A 19,350-nucleotide genomic window follows, 5' to 3' on the forward strand; every position below is an offset into this window, starting at 1 on the left:
GGGCCGTTATTCGGCGGGAACCACCCCGAGCCGCGCGGCCACGCCCGTGGTGATCGCGCTCGCGCCGATCTCCGTGCCCGGCTTGATCCACGGCTCGTCCGGCTCCGCGCCCGCGACCTCGCGCTCGCCGATGAACTGCCCGGTCACCGGGTCGATGATCAGCTGCCGGATCTCGTGCGGGTCGTCGAGGCCGACGGCGACGCCGGTGCGGCCGTCGAGGTTCGTCTCCGCGGCCAGCACCGTCATGCCCGGGATCTTCGCCAGCGCCCGGTACCACTGCCCGCGCAGCTCGGCCGGCATCACGCCGGCCCGGAGCAATCTCGATGCCGAAGTGGACCATCGCCGGGGCGTCGAGCCGCGCGGCAGCGCGGCGTAGAACGCCGGGCTGTCCCAGTCGCCCGGGTCGTCGCACTTCTTGGCCGGCTTGGACTTCGGGAAGAAGTCGCCGCAGCGGCCCTGCCACTGCCCCTGGTCGGTCTTCGTGACCTCGGGCACCGGCGCCTGGGACTGCGGCACCGAGCCGCCCAGGAACTTCCCGGTGGCCAGGATCTTGCGGTTCTCCTGCCAGACGTCGTGGGCGTCGGCCGGGATCCAGCGGTCGATCCGCTGCTCCCACAGGTACGTGTACCCGGTCGTGCCGACGGGCTGGTCGGCCGTGCCGACGCTGAGGTCGGCCGCCCGGTTCAGCACCTGCGCCGCCGACATCAGCTCGATGCCGGGCCGGTTCGCGGTCGGCGCGGCGCTCGGCGGCGCGGCCCTCGAGACGCACGGCGATCCACCGGCGGGACCGCTTCGGCCGCGGCGCGACGACCGCGGGTGCGGCGTCCAGTTCGGCCATCAGCCGTGCCCGGGCGGCGGTCAGGTCGGCGGGTGCCGTGCGGGCGTCGCGGTGGAGCAGCTCGAGGGTTTCGTCGAGCTCACGCATGGGGGGTTCTCCTCGGTGGGGACGAGCAGGGCCTGGAGGCGGTGGCGGACGCGGTGCAGGCGCGAGCGCACCGTGCCGGCGGGCACGCCGAGCGCTTCGGCGACCTCGGCCGGTTCGAGCCCGGCCCAGGAGGTGAGCAGCAGGATGTCGCGGTCCTGTTCGGACAGCGCAGCGAGCTCGCGGGCGAGGACGCGCAGGCGCGCGGCCGCGTCGACCCGGCCCGCGACCGCGGTGTCGTGGTTCTCCTCCGGTCGCTCTTCGGCGCCGGCTTTGGCCGTCAGCTGGAAGCCGCGTACCTCTTGGCGCAGGTGGTTGCGCAGCAGGTTGGTGGCGATCGCGGCGAGGTCGGGCCGGTCGAGCCGTTCCACGATTCTGGTCACGCTACTGGTTGTCGTAACCCGCTGCCCGCGTCCCCGTCCGCCCGCCCGGGTGAGACGCAGGACACAACGGACGAACAGTGGCGGGTCGTGCGGACAACAAGGGGTATGGAGTCGCGAGGCGCGGTGCTGCTGGCCGGGACGTGCGCGGGTGTGGTGGTGGCGATGCTGGTGGCGGCCGCGGCGGTCCGGCCGCCGGCGTCCGTCGCGCCGCCGGTCGCGCCGCCGGTCACGACGAGCGTGGCCACGACGGCGACCTCCGCGCCGCCGGAGACGACGGCGAAGCGCCCGCCGACGACCCGGGCGCGGGTCGGCCGGGCCTGACGCGCCCGGCGTCCGCCGCCCGCGGGCCGTTCGGCGGTACGGTCTTCCCGGTGGTCACGCGGCGCGAGGTGAAGGGGGCCAGGGTGGTGGACCGGGCGAAGCCGGGGGAACAGGCCAGGACGTCGGCCCCGGGGCCGCGGCAGCCCAGCCTGGCCGACGTCGCCGGCATGGCCGGGGTCTCGCACATGACCGTCTCGCGCGTGGTGAACGAGAGCGGGCCGGTGCGCCCGGAGACCCGCGAACGCGTCCTCGCCGCCGTGCAGAAGCTCGGGTACCGGCCCAACTCCGCCGCCCGGACGCTCGTCACCGGCCGGTCGGGCACCCTCGGCGTGGTCGCGCTGGAGTCGAACCTCTACGGGCCGGCGAGCACGCTCTACGGCATCGAGAACGCCGCGCGGGAGGCCGGCTACGGCGTCGCGATCTGCAGCGTCACCCGGCCGGGCCGGACGTCGATCGGCGACGCGGTGGAAAGCCTGCGCCGCCAGGCGGTCGAAGGAATCGTCGTGATCGCCCCGCACGTCACGGCCGGGCGGGCGCTGGCCGCGGTCCCCGGCGACATCCCGGTGGTCGCCGTCGGCGGCGGCGAGTCGGCGCCGGTGCCGGTGATCTCGGTCGACCAGTACGACGGTGCCCGGCGCGCCACCGAGCACCTGCTCGCCCTGGGGCACAAGACGGTCTGGCACCTGGCGGGCCCGGAGGACTGGCTCGAGGCCCGCGACCGCGAACGCGGCTGGCGCGAAACCCTGGAGCGGCGCGGCCTGCGGGTCCCGGCGGTCGTGCGCGGCGACTGGAGCCCGCGGTCGGGTTACGAGGCGGGCCGGGCGCTCGTCGGCAAGCGCGGGCTCAAGGCGGTGTTCTCGGCCAACGACCAGATGGCGCTGGGCCTGCTGCGCGCGTTCACCGAGGCCGGGATCCGGGTCCCGGAGGACGTCCAGGTGGCGGGCTTCGACGACGTTCCCGAGGCGGCGTACTTCACCCCGCCGCTCACGACGGTCCGGCAGGACTTCATCGAGGTCGGCCGCAAGACGTTCGGGCTCCTGGAAGACCGGATGGCGGGCGGCGACACCGGCGCTCGGCACCTGGTGCCGGCCGAGCTGATCGTCCGGGAGAGCACCGGCCCCCGCTGAAGCGCCTTGGTGCGTCTGACGCATCGACGGTCACATCGGGCGCTGGTGTTAGCGCTAACACGACGTCGGCACTGATCCATCCCGGTGTTGTATCTTGACCGCTTCTGTGTGATCGGCAAAGGATCGTGTTCGGTTCAGCGTCGTTCCTGGAGGTCCCCGCATGCGCGCCGTCGTCCGGACCCTGCTCGTCGCCGTGCTCGCGTTCGTCGGGATGACCGTCCCGCAAGCCACCGCGGCGCCGCCGAAGGCCGCCCACACCGTCACCTACGACGGCTACTCCTTCCTCGTCGACGGCGCCCGCACCTACCTCTGGTCCGGCGAGGTCCACTCCTACCGCCTCCCCAGCCCCGACCTCTGGCTCGACATCTTCCAGAAGATGAAGGCGGCCGGCTTCAACTCGACGTCCCTCTACTTCGACTGGGGCTACCACTCGCCACGCCAGGGTGTCTACGACTTCAGCGGCATCCGCGACCTCGACAGACTTCTCGACCTGGCCCAGCAGACCGGGCTCTACGTCATCGCGCGGCCCGGGCCCTACATCAACGCCGAAGTCGACGGCGGTGGCTTCCCGACCTGGCTGTCCACCACCCCCGGCCACACCCGCAGCGCCGACCCGGTCTACCTGAAGTACTCCGACGAGTGGCAGACGCAGATCGACCGGATCATCGCGCGCCACCAGCTGACGAACGGCACCGGCAGCGTGCTCGCCTACCAGGTCGAAAACGAGTACTACAACGGCAACGCCGACGGCCGCGCCTACATGAAGCACCTCGAGGACAAGGCCCGGGCCGACGGCATCACCGTTCCCCTGGTGGGCAACAACAACGGCACCTTCAACGCCGGCGAAGCCGCGCTCGACGTCGACGCCGCCGACTCCTACCCGCAGGGCTTCGACTGCTCCAATCCCACGCGCTGGAACGGCGTCCCCGACATCAGCTACGACCACGTACCCGGCAAACCGCTGATCACCGCCGAGTTCCAGGGCGGTGCCTTCGACCCGTGGGGCGGCCCCGGCTACGAGAAGTGCGCCCAGCTGATCAACGACCAGTTCGCGAACGTGTTCTACAAGCAGAACATCGCGGTCGGCGCCACCGGCCAGAGCTTCTACATGCTGCACGGCGGCACCTCCTGGGGCTGGAGCGCGATCCCGCAGAACTACACGTCCTACGACTACGGCGCCGCCATCACCGAGGGCCGCCAGTTCGACCCGAAGTACGACGAGGACAAGCTGATCGGGTACTTCACCCAGTCCGTCGCGCCGTTGACCAAGACCGACGGGCTCGCGAGCGCGCCGCTGACCGATCCGGCGCTCACCGACACCGCGCGGATCAACCCCGACACCCGCACGCAGTTCCACACCCTGCGCCACACCGATGCGACGTCCACCGCCACCAGCACCACCACGATGGCGCTCGACCTCGCCGCGCACGCCGGCTACACCTACGACGACCGCGCCACCGAGGTCGGCTACACCGGCACCTGGAGCCACGTCGGGCCCGAGGTGAACTACACCGGCGGCGACTACCAGCACACCGAGTCGTTCTCCGAAGCCACCGGGGACAGCGTCAGCATCCCCTTCACCGGCACCGGAATCCGGTGGGTGACGTCGAAGGACGGCAACCACGGCATCGCCGACGTGTACCTCGACGACGCGAAGGCCGGCACCGTCGACCTCTACGCGGCGAGCAAGCAGAACCAGGTCACCGGCTACGAGGTGCGCGACCTGCCCGCCGGCGCGCACACGCTGAAGATCGTCGTCACCGGGCAGAAGAACGCGAGCGCGGCCGGGACGTTCGTCGTCGTGGACGCCGTCGACCTGCTGAGCGGCAGCGGCGACCGCTACCCGGTCGTGCCGCAGCAGCCGGGCACCGGGATCACGCTGAACGGCCGCCAGTCGAAGATCGTCGTCGCCGGGTACGACCTCGGGCGGACCCGCCTGCAGTACTCGACGTCGGAGCTCATGACGAACGCGGCCATCGGCGACCGCGACGTCGCGGTCCTCTACGGAGACAAGGGCGGGGCGGGCGAAACCGTCCTGCGGTTCGCGCAGCAGCCGTCGGTGCGGGTCCTCGGCGGCGCCGCGACGTCCACTTGGGACGCCGCCCGCGGCGACCTGAGACTGAACTACACCCACGACGGCCTGACCCGCGTGCTCGTCACCGCGTCCGGGCAGCGCCCGCTGCTCCTGCTGCTCGCCGACAAGGCCACCGCGGCGACGTTCTGGCGTCAGGACACCGCGGCGGGCCCGGTGCTGGTCCGCGGAACGCACCTCGTGCGGACGGCGGCCGACGACCACGGCACCCTCGCCCTCACCGGCGACACCGGCACCGACGGCGCGTTCGAGGTCTTCGCGGCCGAGAAGTCGTTGTCCTGGAACGGTTCCCGCGTCGCGGCACAGCCGACGTCGAGCGGCAGCCTGACCGCCGCCGCGCCGACCGCGAAACCGGTGACCCCGCCCGCGCTGACCGGGTGGAAGCACCAGCAGGAATCGCCCGAGAGCCGGCCGGGCTTCGACGACTCGGCGTGGCCGGTGGCCGACAAGGACACCAGCAACAGCTCGACCGCGCTCGGCACGAAACCCGTGCTCTTCGCCGACGACTACGGCTTCCACACCGGGAACACGTGGTACCGCGGCCGGTTCACCGGCGACGGCAGGCAGACCGGGATCACCCTGTCGAGCCAGAGCGGCGGCCCCGCGGGCGCGTTCTCGGCGTGGCTCAACGGCGTCTTCCTCGGCAGCTCGAAGGATCCCCAGCACACGTTCCCCTTCCCGGCGGGTTCGCTCAAGCAGGGGGAGAACGAGATCTCCGTGCTGACCGTGAACATGGGCCACGAAGAGGACTACGGCGCCAGCAACGGCAACAAGGCCGCGCGGGGACTCACCTCGGCCCGGCTCACCGGAGCGCCGCTGACGTCGGTGACCTGGCGGCTGCAGGGCGTCCGCGGCGGCGAGACCGGCCTCGACCCGGTCCGCGGCCCGCTGAACACCGGTGGGCTGTACGGCGAGCGCGCGGGCTGGTCGCTGCCCGGCTTCCCGGACGGGAGCTGGACGCCGACGTCGCTGCCCGCGAAGGACACCGCCCCGGGAGTCTCCTGGTACCGCACCACGGCGGACCTCGACCTGCCGCGCGGCCAGGACACTTCGCTCGGCCTGACGATCACCGACGACCCCGCGCGGCAGTACCGGGCGCTGATCTTCGTCAACGGCTGGCAACTGGGCCAGTACGTCAACTACCTCGGGCCGCAGCACAGCTTCCCGATCCCGGCCGGCGTCCTGAACCCGAACGGGCACAACACGATCGCCGTCGCCGTGTGGAACCTCGACGGCAGCACCGGTGGCCTCGGCAAGATCGCGTGGACGAACTACGGCAGCTACTCCTCGCCGCTCACCGTGCGGCGGAACGCCTCGCCGGGCTTCGACCCCGTGCGGTACGCGATGCCGGCCGCGCCGGCGACGACCGTCTCGCTGACCGCGCCGGACACCGCCTCGGGCGGGCAGCGGTTCACCGCGTCGGCCACCGTCCGGGTGGCGGCGGGCGCACCGCCGGCGACCGACGTCAAGCCGGTGCTCACCGCGCCCGCCGGGTGGACCGTCGGAACGGCGTCTCCGCCTTCGGTGGCGAAGATCGACGGCGGCCGGGCGGCGACGTTCACCTGGCCCGTCACCGCTCCCTCCACAGTGGACACCTCGGCACTGGGGGTGGCGGTGGCCTACCGCCAGGCCGGGCGGCCGGGTTCGGCCTCGGACGAGCGGATCGTCGGCGCGGTACCGCCCGCGCCGCCGGCCGGGCAGGTCGCGGTCAGCTCGCTGCCCTTCCTGACCGCGACCAACGGCTGGGGCCCGGTCGAGCGGGACACCAGCAACGGCGAGGCGAACGCGGGCGACGGCAAGCCGATGACCATCGGCGGGGTGGCGTACGCCAAGGGCCTCGGGGTCCACGCGGCGAGCGACGTCCAGCTGTACCTGGCCGGGACGTGCACGCGGCTGACGGCCTCGGCCGGCGTCGACGGCGAGACCGGCACGGGCGGGAGCGTGAGCTTCAGCGTCGCGGCGGACGGCGCGACGAAGGTGACGACGCCGGTGGTCCGGGGCGGCCAGGCGGCCGTGCCGATCGACGTCGACGTCACCGGGGCCCAGGTCCTGGACCTGCTGGTGTCCGACGGCGGGGACGGCAACGGCAACGACCACGCGGACTGGGCGCTGCCGACGCTGACCTGCGCTACGCCGCCTGCCGGGTGAGCTCGGGCACGGGCCGGAGGACGAAGGTGGCGCGGACCTCGCGGCGTTCGCGCCACAGGTGGTACAGCGCCAGACCGAAGATGATCGAGCCCACGACGTTCGCGACGAAGTGCCACCAGACGCGGTAGGTGGTCAGGCCGGGTCCCGGGTCGATCAGGCCGAAGAACGTGGACAGGCCGATCGCGCGCGAGCCGGCCGCCACCGAGAGCGTCAGGACGAGGTGCTCGAGCCCGTGCAGGCCCTGCATCCAGACGCCCGTCTTCGCCCAGCGGCGGGCGCGGGTCTTCGAGGCCCGTCGCGTGATCACCATGACCCCGGCCAGCCCGGCCAGGAAGATGAAGTTGCCGGTGAGGTGCAGCAGCTCCATCCCGAACGTCGGCCGGCCGGGCAGGAGCAGCTGCAGGCCGTTCGCGAGCCCGGTGCCCCACGGTGTCATCCACGCCGGGGAGTTCGGGTGCCCGAGCCAGTAGCCGGCCTGCGCGACGTGCTCCTGGACGTGCCCGAGCTGGCCGAGGACACCGGCGCCGATCACCGCGACCGAGCCGCGGTACACCCACGGCCGCACCGGCCCGCGGTTCGCGTACGCCAGCACCCCGACCGCCGTCCACATCGCCAGCGCCCAGAGCACGAGCAGCGTCGCGCCCGCGACGTCCCAGCCGGACATCGTCCCCATCGGCATGGTCATGGCCGCCTCCCGTCCGCGTCCCGGCCAGGCTAGCCGCGGAACCGGCCGCCGAACGTCTTCGTCCGTGCGGCCGGAAACCGGGCAAATGCCTGCACCACAACGGTTTTCTGCTCAAGACAGGACAAGCCGGACGGCCAGCGCGGTGATCACCGCGCTGGAGGCGAGGGCCGTCACCAGCCGGCCCCGCCGCCCGGTGAGGACGCGGCCGAGCAGTGCCCCGCCGCCGGCGAGCAGTGCCTGCCAGCTCGCCGAGGCGGCGAACGCGGCCAGCACGAACACGACCTGTTCGAGCACCGACACGGCGTCGCCGGCGCGGTCGCCGACGACCAGGGCGGTGAAGTAGACGACCGTCGTCGGGTTCACCAGCGTGATGCCGAGCAGGCTGACGTAGGCGCGGCCGGGCGCGAGCGGCGTCACCGGCCGGGCGGCCGGGTCGCGGTGCGAGCGCAGCGCCAGCACGGCGCCGCGGACCGCCAGCACGACCAGGACCGCGGCCGAGACCAGCCGCAACGGCCCGGCGACGGGCGCGACGACCCCGGCGATCGCGGCGCCCCCGAGCACCGCGACCAGCGCGTACACCCCGTCGGCCGTCGCGACGCCGAGCGCCGCGGCCAAACCGGTCCGCAGGGACGTGCGTGCGGTGAGCGCGACGAGGTAGGTCGCCACGGCGCCGACCGGGATCGCGATGCCGTAGCCGGCCAGCAGGCCGGCGAACAGCGCGCCCGTCACGGCACCGGGGTGATCGACCTCCGCGGCGGGCACGGCTGCTGCTGGACCGGCGCGGTGGTCGCGGCGACGGTCGGCAGGAGCGGCGTGCGGTGAGAGGTCATGCGCAGATGGTGTAGCCGCGGGCCCGGCTGGGCAACCGGTTTTCCAGCCGGTGCGCACCGGGCGCCTGTGCTTGAATCGGCCGGGGGACCGGCCGACGCGAGAAAGGGTTTTCACGATGCGGGTCGACCTCAGCGGGAAGACGGCCCTGGTGACCGGGTCCACCCAGGGCATCGGCTCGGCCATCGCGGCGGGGCTCGCGGCCGCGGGCGCGCGGGTCGCGATCAACGGCCGGAGCGAGACCGGCGTCGCGAAGGCCATCGCGCGCCTGAAGGAGGACCGGCCGGACGCCGACCTGGTGCCGGCGCCGGGCGACGTCTCGGACGAGGCCGGGGCGGCGCAGGTCGTCGAAGAGGTGCCGGACGCCGACATCCTGGTCAACAACCTCGGCATCTTCGGTGCCCGGGAGCCCCTCGACATCACCGACGCCGAATGGCGGCGCTACTTCGAGGTCAACGTCCTGGCGGCGGTGCGGCTCACCCGCGCCTACCTGCCCGGGATGACCGAGCGCGGCTGGGGCCGGATCCAGTACATCGCCAGCGATTCCGCGGTCGTGATCCCGGCCGAGATGATCCACTACGGCGTGTCGAAGACGGCGCTGCTCGGGGTTTCGCGCGGGTTCGCCAAGCACGCGGCCGGCACCGGGGTCACGGTCAACGCCGTGATCGCGGGCCCGACGCACACCGGCGGCGTCGAAGACTTCGTCCACGAGCTGGTCGGCACGGACCTGCCGTGGGAGGAGGCCCAGCGCGAGTTCATGAAGAGGTACCGGCCGCAGTCGCTGCTGCAGCGGCTGATCGAGCCGGAGGAGATCGCGAACCTGGTGGTGTACCTGAGTTCCCCGTTCGCGTCGGCGACCACGGGGGCGGCCGTGCGCGTCGACGGCGGCTACGTCGACTCGATCGTGCTGTAGGCCCGCTCCCGCCCGGGCGCACGGGGGAGGCCCGGGTGGGAACGGGGGTTTTGGGGCCGGTACGGGGGCCGCCTCGCGGCGGAAGGCACGACACGGCTCCTGCGTTACCGGTATTCCGTGAAGGCAAGGGGTGAGGCCCGGGGGCACCGCCGTACCGACACCCGGTACAACGCTCGGGCGGTGCTGGTGTTCCGCGGGCGGGAGTGACGTGCGTCGCCGCCGTCCGGGGTACCCCGCGCAGGGGTCGCCCGGTCGAGCGCGCCGGCTGTCGCGTCCGGCGCGCGTCGGTCATGATCGACTTCATGGATCGGATCGAGACACCCGCGAAACCCGCCCGCGGCCTGCGCCGGGTGCTCCTCGCCGCGGCGACGGGCGCGTTGCTCGCCGCCGCGGCGTGGGTGGCGCTCTGGCTCGCCATGCACCTGTGAGCTACGGCGTGACCGAGATGTTCGTCAGGCCGGACTTGGCGTTCGTCACGGTGTTGGACGCGTACACCACGTTCGGGTTCGCCGCGCACTTCGAGACCGAGCTGATCTTGATCGCGTAGGCGCCGACGCCGCCGAGGTCGGACTTGTTGTTCCGCCACACGTTCCCGCAGCCGTTGTCGAAGGACGGGGACGTGCTCGTGTTGTGGTTCTCGTAGCCGTTGGCGAACACCCCCGGCGCCGCGAACGTGCCCGTGTTGTTCTCGATCGTGTAACCGATGCCCTTGACGTCGATCCAGGAATCCGCCGAGTTCTCGCCGGAGATGCCCCGGCCGTCGAAGGTGTTGCCGCGGATCACCCCGGCGAACGTGCCTTCCTTGACGTCGATGGGCTCCGCCGCGATGAACGGGCCGATGTGGTTGTCCAGCACCTGGATCCGGTCGCCGCGGTCGACACCGCCGGAGTTGCCGTGGCAGGACCAGTTCGAGGTGGCCGAGCCGAGGTAGACGCCTTCGCCGTAGCCCGGCTGCACCAGCCCGGTGTAGGTGATCGTGGAGTTCTTCAGGACGCTGTCGGCCGACGAGCGGCGGAAGTGGATCGCCTCCTCGTCGACGTGGTGGACGGTCACGCCGTCGATCGTCGTGTGCGGCGAGTTGTCGACGACGATGCCCTTCTTGGACTCCTGCACGGTGAAGCCGGTCAGGTTCCAGTACGGCGCGCCCGAGAGCCACAGGCCGTACCCCGAGTCCCAGCCCGCCGTCGGCGTCGGGCAGTCCGGCGCGTCGCCGCTCGGGCCGTCGTTGATCAGGACCGCGTTCGCCGGGCCCGAGAGCGTGATCGGCTTGGCCGCGGTGCCCGCCTTCGTCGTGACGAACGAGCCTCGGTAGGTCCCGGCCGCGAGCTTGATCGCCTGTCCGGGTGCCGCGTTGGCCAGCGCGGCCTGCAACTGGGCGGTGGTGGAGACGTTCACGGTGTCCCCGGCCGGCGGGGGAGTCGTGGTGGTCGTGGGCGGTGGCGTCGTGGTGGTCGTCGGCGTCGTGGTGACCGGGCCGCCGCCCGCGCACGCAAGCCCGTTGACCGTGCAGCCCGAAGGCAGGCCCGATCCGGTGACGGTGAAGCCGAAGTCCGCGGTGGCGCCGGGCTCGACCGTGCCGTTGAAGCCGGCGTTGGTGAACTTGTAGTGCTGCCCGCTCCGCGTCTTGACCGAGCTCCACGAGCTGGTCACCGCCGTGCCGGCCGGCAGGTCGAACTCGACGGTCCAGCCGGTGGCGGGCGCGTCGCCGCGGTTGGCGATCGTGTAGCCGCCGCCGTAGCCGCCGGTCCAGACCGAGGTCTGGGCGAAGGTCGCGGACAGGCTCGCCGCCGCGGCCTGCGCGGTGACGGCGCCGGTGAACGCGAGCGCGGCGGAAACGATGGCGGCACCGAGCAGAAGGGCACGACTTCGTGGGGACACCGAAGGCCTCCGGAGAAAGGGACAGCGGAGGTGTTGCGGCGGACACCCGGACTTCCCCTTTATAGGTGACCTCGCCGAGACTCGTCAATCGGCTGAATGATTGTCACGTATGTGAATGATCAGCCGGTGACGCTCGGGGCCCCCGTCTCGAGGTGCCCGCTGAACCGGCGGAGGAACTTCGGGTCGGCGTCGAGCGTCGCGGACAGGTCGTACCAGCCGTTCCCGTACGCGACCGGGTTCCAGTCGTCGGTCACCGTCTGGCCCGCGGCCAGCGAGTACGTCCACGGCCCGTCCGTGCGGTAGTGGTTCGCGGTGATCGTGACGCGCACGGCCGTCGTGCCGGTGTTCCGCATGGTCAGCCGCAGCTTGTTCTCCGTCGTGTAGCCGCCCAGGACGTCGACGCCCGCGCCCGCGCTGTTCGCGTCCCCGGCGAGGACCCAGCGGAACCGGTTGGGCCCGTGCACGGCGACGCCGTACTTGCCGCCGCCGTAGAGCTGGATCCGCCAGGTGTCGCTCACCTGCGCGCCGGGCGCGAGGTCGTAGGGCCACGGGCCGTCGGTCTGGCCGTCGTTGCGGTAGGCCGTCAGCTGCACGGCCGCGGTGCCCTGGTTGACGAACGTCGTGGTGAGGATCTTGCGGTCGGCGCTCAGCGCCGTCGTGACCGACGGCCGGTAGGGGAGCGCGCGGGCCGGGCGCGTGCCCGCCTCCTGCACCGGGAGCTGCTGCTTCCCGGTCGCCGGCGGGGCCGGCTTCGGCAGCTTCTTCTGGGTGTCGTCGGCCTGCTTGCGCAGCACCGCGGTGTCCGGCAGCAGCGGGATCTGCGTGACCGGGGCGCCGAAGTCGAAGCACGTCGTCAGGTCGCCGCAGATCGCGCGCCGCCACGCGCTGATGTTCGGCTCGGCGACGCCGGTCCAGCGCTCGAGGAACCGGATCACCGAGGTGTGGTCGGTGACCTCGGAGCTGACCCAGCCGCCGCGGCTCCACGGCGAGATCACCGTCATCGGCACGCGGGCGCCGAGCCCGATCGGCTTGCCGCCGACGTACTCGCCCGCGGTGCCGGCCGGCGCGATCGGCGGGGCGACGTGGTCGAAGAACCCGTCGTTCTCGTCGTAGTTGATGAGGACCACTGTGGACTCCCAGAGCTTCGGGTTGGCCCACAACGCGTTCAGCACGGTCTGGGTGTACGCGGCGCCGTCCACCGGGCGGGCTTCGGGGTGCTCGCAGTAGCCGTAGGGTGCGACGACCCACGAGACACGGGGGAGCGAGCCGCTCGCGCAGTCGGCCTTGAACTCGGCGAGGACGTGGTTCACGTCCTTGCCCTGTCCGGAATCCGGGCCCCACGTCTTGAACACACTGGCCCGTTCGGACAGCTCCGACCCGTAGTCCTGGTGGTAGGCCTTGAACAGCCACAGGGGGTTGTCGCCGTAGTCGCCGACGAACGAGCCGCTCGCGTCGCCGACCTCCTTGTTGGCGTAGACCTTCCACGAAACACCGCGCTGCTGCAGGCGTTCCGGGTAAGTCGTCCAGCTGAAGACCGGCTTGTAGTCGGCGGGGTTGTAGTTCGCCGGCCCACCCGCCTTGCCGTCGGCGTCGATCGTGCCCGTGAACAGGTAGAGCCGGTTGGGCGTGGTCGGGCCCTGCACCGAGCAGAAGTAGTGGTCGCACACCGTGAACGCGTCGGCGAGCGCGCGGTGGAACGGGAGGTCGCCGGAGTCGAAGTAGCCCATGGTCAGCTCGCCCTTGGCGGCGACCCACGCGTCGTTCGCGCCGCCGGCGATGGCCTGGTGCTGGTCGGTCCACCCGTGGCCGAGGTCGCCGAGGTCCTGACCGTCCACTTTGGTCGTGTCCACCCGGAAGGGCAGCAGGTACTGCCCGTCGGCGCGCCCGGAATCGGGCTGGTGGAAGACGTCCAGGCCGTTCGGCCGCACGATCGCCGAGCGGTCGCCGAAGCCGCGGACGCCCTTCATCGTGCCGTAGTAGTGGTCGAAGGAGCGGTTCTCCTGCATGAGGACCACGACGTGTTCGACGTCGGACAGGCTGCCGGAGACGCGCGGTTCGGCGAGGGCTTCGGCCATCCCGGGTGGCAGCGCGCCGAGGGCGCCGGCGGCGGCGACCCCGCCGAGGAAGCTGCGTCGGGTGAGCTCGTGCGGGTCGGCCATCTCGGGAGCCTCCTGGGGACCTCGGCAGGGCAGCGTCAGCGTAGGGACCCGGAGCCGCTCGGTGACACCGACGAAGGTACGTAATCACCCAGCGTGAAGTTCACGAGCTGTTCGGTTCGTGGGCCGCGGCCGTGACACTTTCCGGTGACCCGGAGGTGAACGCGGTCCGGACGGGGAATCTTGATCAGCACGAAGCCCTGGCACGCAGGGAGATTGCGGAGGGAGAGCACGATGAAGACCCGAATCGCTTCCTGGGCGGCGGCCGCCGCGCTCACGGTTTCCGCGGTGGTCGCCGCGGCGGCTCCGGCGTCGGCCGACCCGGTCCCGGGCAACGCCAACCAGTTCTACGCCTACTGCTCGGTGGACCTGCTCGGCGTTCCGCTGGCGTGCACCGAGACCGACGTGGCCCACGCGACGCACATCTGCCAGTACCTGGCCACGCCGCTGGGCGTCGGCCTCGACTGCATCCAGCGCTGAGCGTTGCCCGAAAGTACCCGGTGGTCCGGACCATCGGGTACTCGTCGGAAAATGTCCGACCGGATAGCCTTGTTCTTCGCCACCGGCCCGTTCATACTTTGTTGCGTTCGACAACAAATAGGGTGCCGGTGAGCCGCCAGCCGTCGCCCGCGGAACGGAAGGGGCGACGACGATGTCGACCAGGAACTCCGCCCGATGGCGGCGGACCGCCCGCCTGCTGGTGGCGCCCGCGGCGCTGCTCGTGGCAGGCGCCGTGGTGACCGCACCGCAGAGCCAGGCCGCGCCGGCCCGGACCTTCGCGAGCTTCAGCGACGACTTCGACGGCCCGGCGGGCAGCGGGGTCGACGGCTCGAAGTGGGTCCACGAGACCGGCGACAACGTCAACAACCACGAGCGCCAGTGGTACACCGACGGGACCGCCAACGCGGCCCTCGACGGCCAGGGCCACCTCGTCATCACCGCGAAGAAAGAGAACAGCGGGAACAACTGCTGGTACGGCGCCTGCGAATACACCTCGGCGCGGCTCAACACCTCAGGCAAGTTCACCGCGTCGTCCGGGCACGTCGAGGCCCGGATGAAGCTGCCGCGCGGGCAGGGCATGTGGCCCGCGTTCTGGATGCTCGGCTCCGACATCGGCAGCGTCGGCTGGCCGCAGTGCGGCGAGATCGACATCATGGAGAACGTCGGGTTCGAGCCGACCACCGTGCACGGGACGATCCACGGCCCCGGCTACTCGGGCTCGGGCGGCATCGGCGCGCCCTACAGCGGCCCGAACTTCTCCGACGACTTCCACACGTACGCGATCGACTGGTCGCAGGACAAGATCGTGTGGTCGGTGGACGGCAACGCCTACCAGACCCGCACGCCGGCCGACGTCGGCGGCAACCAGTGGGTGTTCAACCACGACTTCTTCGTGATCCTGAACCTGGCGGTCGGCGGCTACTGGCCTGGCGACCCGGACGGCAGCACCCAGTTCCCGCAGCAGCTCGTGGTCGACTACGTCCACGTGAGCTGAGGGTCCGGACCAGCGGGACCGGCTCTTCCCCGTGCGCGGCGGAGGGGAGCCGGTCCCGCGCCACGTCCGCTGGTACAGAACCGGGACATTTCCGGTTCAGACCTGTCGAACAACCCCGACTGCCCGGCGATCTTCCCCGGACACAGTGACGGAGTGCGCTCCCGAAGCGCCCCGGCACCCGGAGGAGACCCATGGCCCGTACCCGTATCCCACCCGTCGCCGGCGGGATCGCCGCCGCTGTCGCGGTGGCCCTCGCCGTGGCCTGCTGGGTCCTGTTCCCGCCCACCGTCGACGGCTACGCCAGTGCCCGGCCCGCCGTCGACCTCTCGCTGCCGTGGCCCGCGGGCGGGCAGGCGAGCGCCGAGGTGCAGGGGCTGGGCTCGCTCGGCAGCCGCGGGGAGCGGCGGCCGGTGCCGATCGCCAGCGTCACCAAGGTGATGACCGCCTACGTGGTGCTCGAGGACCACCCGCTGGCCCCGGGCGAGGCGGGCCCGATGATCACCGTCGACGAGCAGGCCGAAGCCGAGTCGGTCTCCCGCGAGGAGTCGACCGTGACCTTGCGGGCCGGGCGGGAAGTCAGCGAGCGGGACCTGCTGGCGCTGATGCTCGTCCCCTCCGGCAACAACGCCGCCCGGCTGCTCGCCCGCTGGGACGCCGGCAGCCAGGAGGACTTCGTCGGGAAGATGAACCGCGAGGCCGGCGCGCTCGGCATGACCGACACGACCTACACCGGCGCCAGCGGCGTCGAAGACTCGACCACGAGTACCGCCACCGACCAGCTGCGCCTGGCCCGCGAGGTGATGCGCAACGCCGTGATCCGCGAGATCGTCGCCACGACGAACCTCCGCGTCGACGGCGTGCCCGGCGTCGTCAACACCAACACCCTCCTCGGCCGCGACGGCGTGATCGGGTTAAAGACCGGCTCGTCGACCGCCGCCGGCGGGGCGCTCATGTGGGCGGCGAAGGGGCCGGGCGGAGCGCTCATCCTCGGCGTCGTCCTGCACCAGAACCCGGGCGGCAGCCCGGCACAGGGGTTGCAGGCCGCGCTGGAGAACAGCCGGACGCTGATCGCCGCCATCCAGCGGGAGCTGCCGGCGGCCACGCGATGACCGCGGTGCTCGAGACCCCGCCGGACCGCGGAACCTGGCGCCGCGGGCGCGTGATCGCGGTGTTCTCGGCGTTGACGGCGCTCCTGCTCCTCGCGCATTCGCTTATCCCGAACTGGGCCGGCAACGCGGGCAGCCTGCTGGAGACGTTCCTGCCGTGGACCGGCCTGCTCGTGCTCCCGCTGCTCGTGGCGGCGCTGCTGCGGCGCTCGGCGCTCGCGCTCGTTTCGCTGCTGCTGCCCGCGCTGGTGTGGGGCGGGTTCTTCGGCGGCAGGCTGTTCGACAAGACCGAAGCCGGCGGCGACCTCATGATCGTTTCGCACAACGTGAACGACGAGAACCCGGACCCGGCGGGCACCGCGCGGGCGCTGGCCGCGTCCGGCGCGCAGGTGATCGCCCTGGAGGAGCTGAAGAAGTCCGAGATCCCGAAGTACGAGGACGCGCTCGCCGCGGGCTACCCGCACCACTCGGTGCAGGGCACGGTCGGGATCTGGAGCACCTTCCCGCTGGGCGACACGCGACCGGTCGAGATCATGCCGTGGACCCGCGCCCTGCGGACCACAGTGGACACTCCGCGGGGGCCGGTCGCGGTGTTCGTCGCGCACCTGCCGTCGGTGCGGGTCCGGCTGGAGGCGGGCTTCACGGCGAACGGCCGGGACGAAGCGATCGGCCTGCTCGCCGACGCGCTGGCGGGGGAGCCGTCGCCGCGCACGGTGCTGGTCGGCGACTTCAACGGCACGGCCGACGACCGGGCCCTGGACCCGATCACCGCGCGGATGCGGCCGGCGCAGGAGGACGCCGGCGACGGCTTCGGGTTCAGCTGGCCGGCCGGGCTGCCGCTGGCGCGCATCGACCAGGTCTTCGTCGCGGGGCTGCGGCCGGTGGCGTCGTGGACCTTGCCCGCGACGGGCAGCGACCACCTCCCGGTGGCGGCTTCGGTCGCCTTCTGACCCCCCCGGCGCCGGCCGAACATGCCCCTTGAACACCCGCGCCGCGGGTATCCGGTGAATAATCCACCGGCTTTCCCGCAGGTCGGGCGGTGAAGCCACGACCCGCCGCCGCGGCGGCTTACGTGACTAGACCGTTACGCGACCCAGGCTTGACCCCGTGGGTGTTATCGCTAACACTGACTCCTCGCCGTCACCGGAACGGGTGACGGCGACCACGACGAGGTGTGCGAAAGGGGATGCCGGTGGCCGAACGACCCCGCTCCGGCGGCCCCGTCCGGGTGACCGCGGCCGGCACGCGGCAGCCCAGCCTGACCGACGTCGCGGGGGTGGCGGGCGTGTCGCACATGACCGTCTCCCGGGTCATCAACGGGACCGGTCCGGTGCGGCCGGAGACCCGGGCCCGGGTCCTCGCCGCGATCGAGGAACTGGGCTACCGCCCGAACTCCGCGGCCCGCGCGCTCGTCACCGGGCGTACCGGGACCCTCGGTGTCGTGGCGCTCGAGTCCAATCTGTACGGTCCGGCCAGCACGCTCTACGGGATCGAGAACGCCGCCCGCGAAGCCGGGTACGCGATCACGATCTCCAGCGTGAGCCGTCCGGGCCGGTCTTCGATCACCGACGCGGTGGAGAACCTCCGCCGCCAGGCCGTCGAGGGCATCATCGTCATCGCCCCGCACGTCACCGCCGGCCGGGCCCTGGAAGCCGCACCCGCGGACTTCCCGGTCGTCGCGGTCGGCGGCGGGGAAGCCGCGCCGGTCCCGGTCATCTCCGTCGACCAGCGCGACGGCGCCCGCCGCGCCACCGAGCACCTGCTGGCCCTCGGGCACCGGACCGTCTGGCACGTCGCCGGACCCGAGGACTGGCTGGAAGCCCGCGACCGCGAGGCGGGCTGGCGGGAAACCCTGGAACGCCACGGCGCGAACGTGCCTCGGGTGATCCAGGGTGACTGGAGCTCGCGTTCCGGCTACGAGGCGGGGCGATCCCTCGCCAAGGAGCGCGATCTGGACGCCGTCTTCGCCGGCAACGACCAGATGGCGCTCGGGCTGTTGCGCGCGTTCGCCGAAGCCGGCATCTCGGTGCCGCGGGACGTGCGGGTCGCGGGCTTCGACGACGTACCCGAGGCGGCGTACTTCACGCCGCCGCTGACCACGGTGCGCCAGGACTTCATCGAAGTCGGCAGGCGCACGTTCGGCCTGCTCACCCAGCGGATGGACGGGGGCGACCGGCACGCGCGGGCCCTGGTCGTGCCCGAGCTGATCGTCCGCGAGAGCACCGGGCCGCGTTAGCGCGGCGAACGCGCCCGGCAGAAGAAGACCAGCTCCGAATGTTAACGCTAACAAATTTGATCACCGTCGATCGAGGAGTGAACGTGCTGAAGAAGCGATGGGCCGCCGCGGCGGCCGCGGCGGCCGGACTCGTGCTGCTCACCGCCTGCGGGAGTGGTGGCTCTTCCGGTGGCTCCGGCGGGGCGATCACGCTCGGCTTCGCCCAGGTGGGCGCCGAGAGCGGGTGGCGGACGGCGAACACCAAGTCGATCCAGGACTCGGCCAAGTCCGCCGGCATCGAGCTCAAGTTCTCCGACGCGCAGCAGAAGCAGGAGAACCAGATCTCCGCGATCCGCTCCTACATCCAGCAGAAGGTCAAGGTCATCGCCTTCTCGCCGGTGGTGGAGTCCGGCTGGGACACCGTGCTCAAGGAGGCCAAGACGGCCAACATCCCGGTCATCCTCACCGACCGGGCGATCGACTCGCCGGACAAGTCGCTCTACAAGACCTTCCTCGGCTCGGACTTCATCGCCGAGGGCAAGAAGGCGGGGGAGTGGCTGACCAAGGAGTTCGGCAGCGCCACCGGTCAGGTCAACATCGTCGAGCTGCAGGGCACCACGGGCTCGGCGCCGGCCAACGACCGCAAGAAGGGCTTCGCGGACGTCATCGCGGCGGACCCGAAGTACAAGATCGTCGCGTCGCAGACCGGTGAGTTCACCCGCGCCAAGGGCAAGGAGGTCATGGAGGCCTTCCTGAAGTCCCAGCCCAAGATCGACGTCCTCTACGCCCACAACGACGACATGGCCCTCGGTGCCATCGAAGCGATCGAGGCCGCGGGGAAGGTCCCGGGCAAGGACATCAAGATCGTCTCCGTCGACGGCGTGAAGGACGCGCTGACGGCACTGGCCGACGGCAAGATCAACCACGTCGTCGAGTGCAACCCGCTGCTCGGCCCGCAGCTGATGGACCTGGTCAAGAAGGTCGCCGCCGGCGAGCAGGTGCCCGCCCGCATCGAGACCCAGGAGACCGAGTTCGACCAGGCGTCGGCGAAGGCCGCCCTGCCGCAGCGCCAGTACTGAGA

At 71.9% G+C, this 19,350-nt stretch carries 16 protein-coding genes and 1 pseudogene; 11 read left to right on the forward strand and 6 right to left on the reverse strand.

All coding sequences use genetic code 11. The features are described from left to right. Window positions 1-6: 6 nt before the first annotated feature. Together ACWEVP_RS33145 and ACWEVP_RS33150 are read right to left on the reverse strand one after the other, a co-directional pair. Window positions 7-705 carry a CU044_5270 family protein gene (locus ACWEVP_RS33145; protein WP_452066495.1) on the reverse strand — a complete coding sequence of 233 codons (699 nt, stop codon included), beginning with the start codon at window positions 703-705 and terminating at the stop codon, window positions 7-9. Window positions 706-858: 153 nt separating this feature from the next. Then, complete coding sequence (locus ACWEVP_RS33150) at window positions 859-1,305, reverse strand: RNA polymerase sigma factor (RefSeq protein ID WP_452066496.1); 447 nt, start codon at window positions 1,303-1,305, stop codon at window positions 859-861. Window positions 1,306-1,410: 105 nt separating this feature from the next. Between ACWEVP_RS33150 and ACWEVP_RS33155 the strand changes: the two genes are divergently transcribed. The 3 genes from ACWEVP_RS33155 (at window position 1,411) to ACWEVP_RS33165 (ending at window position 6,993) form a co-directional block, all read left to right on the forward strand. Beyond that, window positions 1,411-1,626: a hypothetical protein gene (locus ACWEVP_RS33155; RefSeq protein WP_452066497.1), complete on the forward strand. Its 216-nt coding sequence runs from the start codon at window positions 1,411-1,413 to the stop codon at window positions 1,624-1,626. A gap of 83 nt (window positions 1,627-1,709) precedes the next feature. Further along, complete coding sequence (locus ACWEVP_RS33160; protein ID WP_452066573.1) at window positions 1,710-2,753, forward strand: LacI family DNA-binding transcriptional regulator; 1,044 nt, start codon at window positions 1,710-1,712, stop codon at window positions 2,751-2,753. Window positions 2,754-2,913: 160 nt separating this feature from the next. Next, window positions 2,914-6,993, forward strand: a complete 4,080-nt coding sequence (locus tag ACWEVP_RS33165; protein ID WP_452066498.1) for a beta-galactosidase — start codon at window positions 2,914-2,916, stop codon at window positions 6,991-6,993. Here ACWEVP_RS33165 and ACWEVP_RS33170 read toward each other — a convergent pair. Then, entirely contained in the window at window positions 6,974-7,678 is a 705-nt protein-coding gene (locus tag ACWEVP_RS33170) for a DUF6008 family protein (RefSeq protein ID WP_452066499.1), read from the reverse strand. The two genes, ACWEVP_RS33165 and ACWEVP_RS33170, sit on opposite strands and share 20 nt — an antisense overlap. 111 nt (window positions 7,679-7,789) lie before the next feature. Beyond that, on the reverse strand, window positions 7,790-8,407 hold the full coding sequence (locus tag ACWEVP_RS33175) for a LysE/ArgO family amino acid transporter (protein WP_452066500.1): 618 nt from the start codon (window positions 8,405-8,407) through the stop codon (window positions 7,790-7,792). A gap of 217 nt (window positions 8,408-8,624) precedes the next feature. Here ACWEVP_RS33175 and ACWEVP_RS33180 point away from each other — a divergent pair, with 217 nt between their 5' ends. Together ACWEVP_RS33180 and ACWEVP_RS33185 are read left to right on the forward strand one after the other, a co-directional pair. Next, window positions 8,625-9,419, forward strand: coding sequence for an SDR family NAD(P)-dependent oxidoreductase (locus ACWEVP_RS33180; RefSeq protein ID WP_452066501.1), 795 nt, complete (start codon window positions 8,625-8,627; stop codon window positions 9,417-9,419). Between the two features lie 302 nt (window positions 9,420-9,721). Beyond that, a complete protein-coding gene (locus ACWEVP_RS33185; RefSeq protein WP_452066502.1) occupies window positions 9,722-9,847 on the forward strand; it encodes a hypothetical protein in 126 nt (41 codons plus the stop codon). Between the two features lies 1 nt (window position 9,848). Here ACWEVP_RS33185 and ACWEVP_RS33190 read toward each other — a convergent pair whose 3' ends face one another. Continuing rightward, window positions 9,849-11,297, reverse strand: coding sequence for a cellulose binding domain-containing protein (locus ACWEVP_RS33190; RefSeq protein WP_452066503.1), 1,449 nt, complete (start codon window positions 11,295-11,297; stop codon window positions 9,849-9,851). 119 nt (window positions 11,298-11,416) lie between these two features. Further along, entirely contained in the window at window positions 11,417-13,456 is a 2,040-nt protein-coding gene (locus ACWEVP_RS33195) for a phosphocholine-specific phospholipase C (RefSeq protein ID WP_452066504.1), read from the reverse strand. A 231-nt stretch (window positions 13,457-13,687) separates the two neighbouring features. Here ACWEVP_RS33195 and ACWEVP_RS33200 point away from each other — a divergent pair, with 231 nt between their 5' ends. The 6 genes and pseudogenes from ACWEVP_RS33200 to ACWEVP_RS33225 all read left to right on the forward strand — a co-directional run bounded on the left by ACWEVP_RS33200 (window position 13,688) and on the right by ACWEVP_RS33225 (window position 19,348). Further along, window positions 13,688-13,933, forward strand: coding sequence for a hypothetical protein (locus tag ACWEVP_RS33200; protein WP_452066505.1), 246 nt, complete (start codon window positions 13,688-13,690; stop codon window positions 13,931-13,933). A gap of 172 nt (window positions 13,934-14,105) precedes the next feature. Next, window positions 14,106-14,945: pseudogene (locus tag ACWEVP_RS33205) on the forward strand (glycoside hydrolase family 16 protein); the annotation flags it as partial. A 194-nt stretch (window positions 14,946-15,139) separates the two neighbouring features. After that, window positions 15,140-16,057, forward strand: coding sequence for a D-alanyl-D-alanine carboxypeptidase family protein (locus ACWEVP_RS33210; protein ID WP_452066506.1), 918 nt, complete (start codon window positions 15,140-15,142; stop codon window positions 16,055-16,057). Continuing rightward, window positions 16,054-17,004 carry an endonuclease/exonuclease/phosphatase family protein gene (locus ACWEVP_RS33215; RefSeq protein WP_452066507.1) on the forward strand — a complete coding sequence of 317 codons (951 nt, stop codon included), beginning with the start codon at window positions 16,054-16,056 and terminating at the stop codon, window positions 17,002-17,004. The genes ACWEVP_RS33210 and ACWEVP_RS33215 overlap by 4 nt, the downstream gene beginning before the upstream one ends. A gap of 236 nt (window positions 17,005-17,240) precedes the next feature. After that, complete coding sequence (locus tag ACWEVP_RS33220) at window positions 17,241-18,290, forward strand: LacI family DNA-binding transcriptional regulator (protein WP_452066508.1); 1,050 nt, start codon at window positions 17,241-17,243, stop codon at window positions 18,288-18,290. Window positions 18,291-18,328: 38 nt separating this feature from the next. Next, window positions 18,329-19,348 (forward strand): ABC transporter substrate-binding protein, encoded by a 1,020-nt coding sequence (locus tag ACWEVP_RS33225; protein WP_452066509.1) that lies wholly within the window; start codon window positions 18,329-18,331, stop codon window positions 19,346-19,348. Window positions 19,349-19,350: the final 2 nt, after the last annotated feature.

Source organism: Amycolatopsis sp. NPDC003865 (assembly GCF_053605345.1).

Coding starts and splice junctions, on each gene's coding strand:
- ACWEVP_RS33145 (WP_452066495.1), bottom strand. CDS start 705: ATGTCGGCGGCGCAGGTGCTGAACCGGGCGGCCGACCTCAGCGTCGGC.
- ACWEVP_RS33155 (WP_452066497.1), top strand. CDS start 1,411: ATGGAGTCGCGAGGCGCGGTGCTGCTGGCCGGGACGTGCGCGGGTGTG.
- ACWEVP_RS33165 (WP_452066498.1), top strand. CDS start 2,914: ATGCGCGCCGTCGTCCGGACCCTGCTCGTCGCCGTGCTCGCGTTCGTC.
- ACWEVP_RS33170 (WP_452066499.1), bottom strand. CDS start 7,678: ATGACCATGCCGATGGGGACGATGTCCGGCTGGGACGTCGCGGGCGCG.
- ACWEVP_RS33180 (WP_452066501.1), top strand. CDS start 8,625: ATGCGGGTCGACCTCAGCGGGAAGACGGCCCTGGTGACCGGGTCCACC.
- ACWEVP_RS33185 (WP_452066502.1), top strand. CDS start 9,722: ATGGATCGGATCGAGACACCCGCGAAACCCGCCCGCGGCCTGCGCCGG.
- ACWEVP_RS33195 (WP_452066504.1), bottom strand. CDS start 13,456: ATGGCCGACCCGCACGAGCTCACCCGACGCAGCTTCCTCGGCGGGGTC.
- ACWEVP_RS33200 (WP_452066505.1), top strand. CDS start 13,688: ATGAAGACCCGAATCGCTTCCTGGGCGGCGGCCGCCGCGCTCACGGTT.
- ACWEVP_RS33210 (WP_452066506.1), top strand. CDS start 15,140: ATGGCCCGTACCCGTATCCCACCCGTCGCCGGCGGGATCGCCGCCGCT.
- ACWEVP_RS33215 (WP_452066507.1), top strand. CDS start 16,054: ATGACCGCGGTGCTCGAGACCCCGCCGGACCGCGGAACCTGGCGCCGC.
- ACWEVP_RS33220 (WP_452066508.1), top strand. CDS start 17,241: ATGCCGGTGGCCGAACGACCCCGCTCCGGCGGCCCCGTCCGGGTGACC.
- ACWEVP_RS33225 (WP_452066509.1), top strand. CDS start 18,329: ATGTTAACGCTAACAAATTTGATCACCGTCGATCGAGGAGTGAACGTG.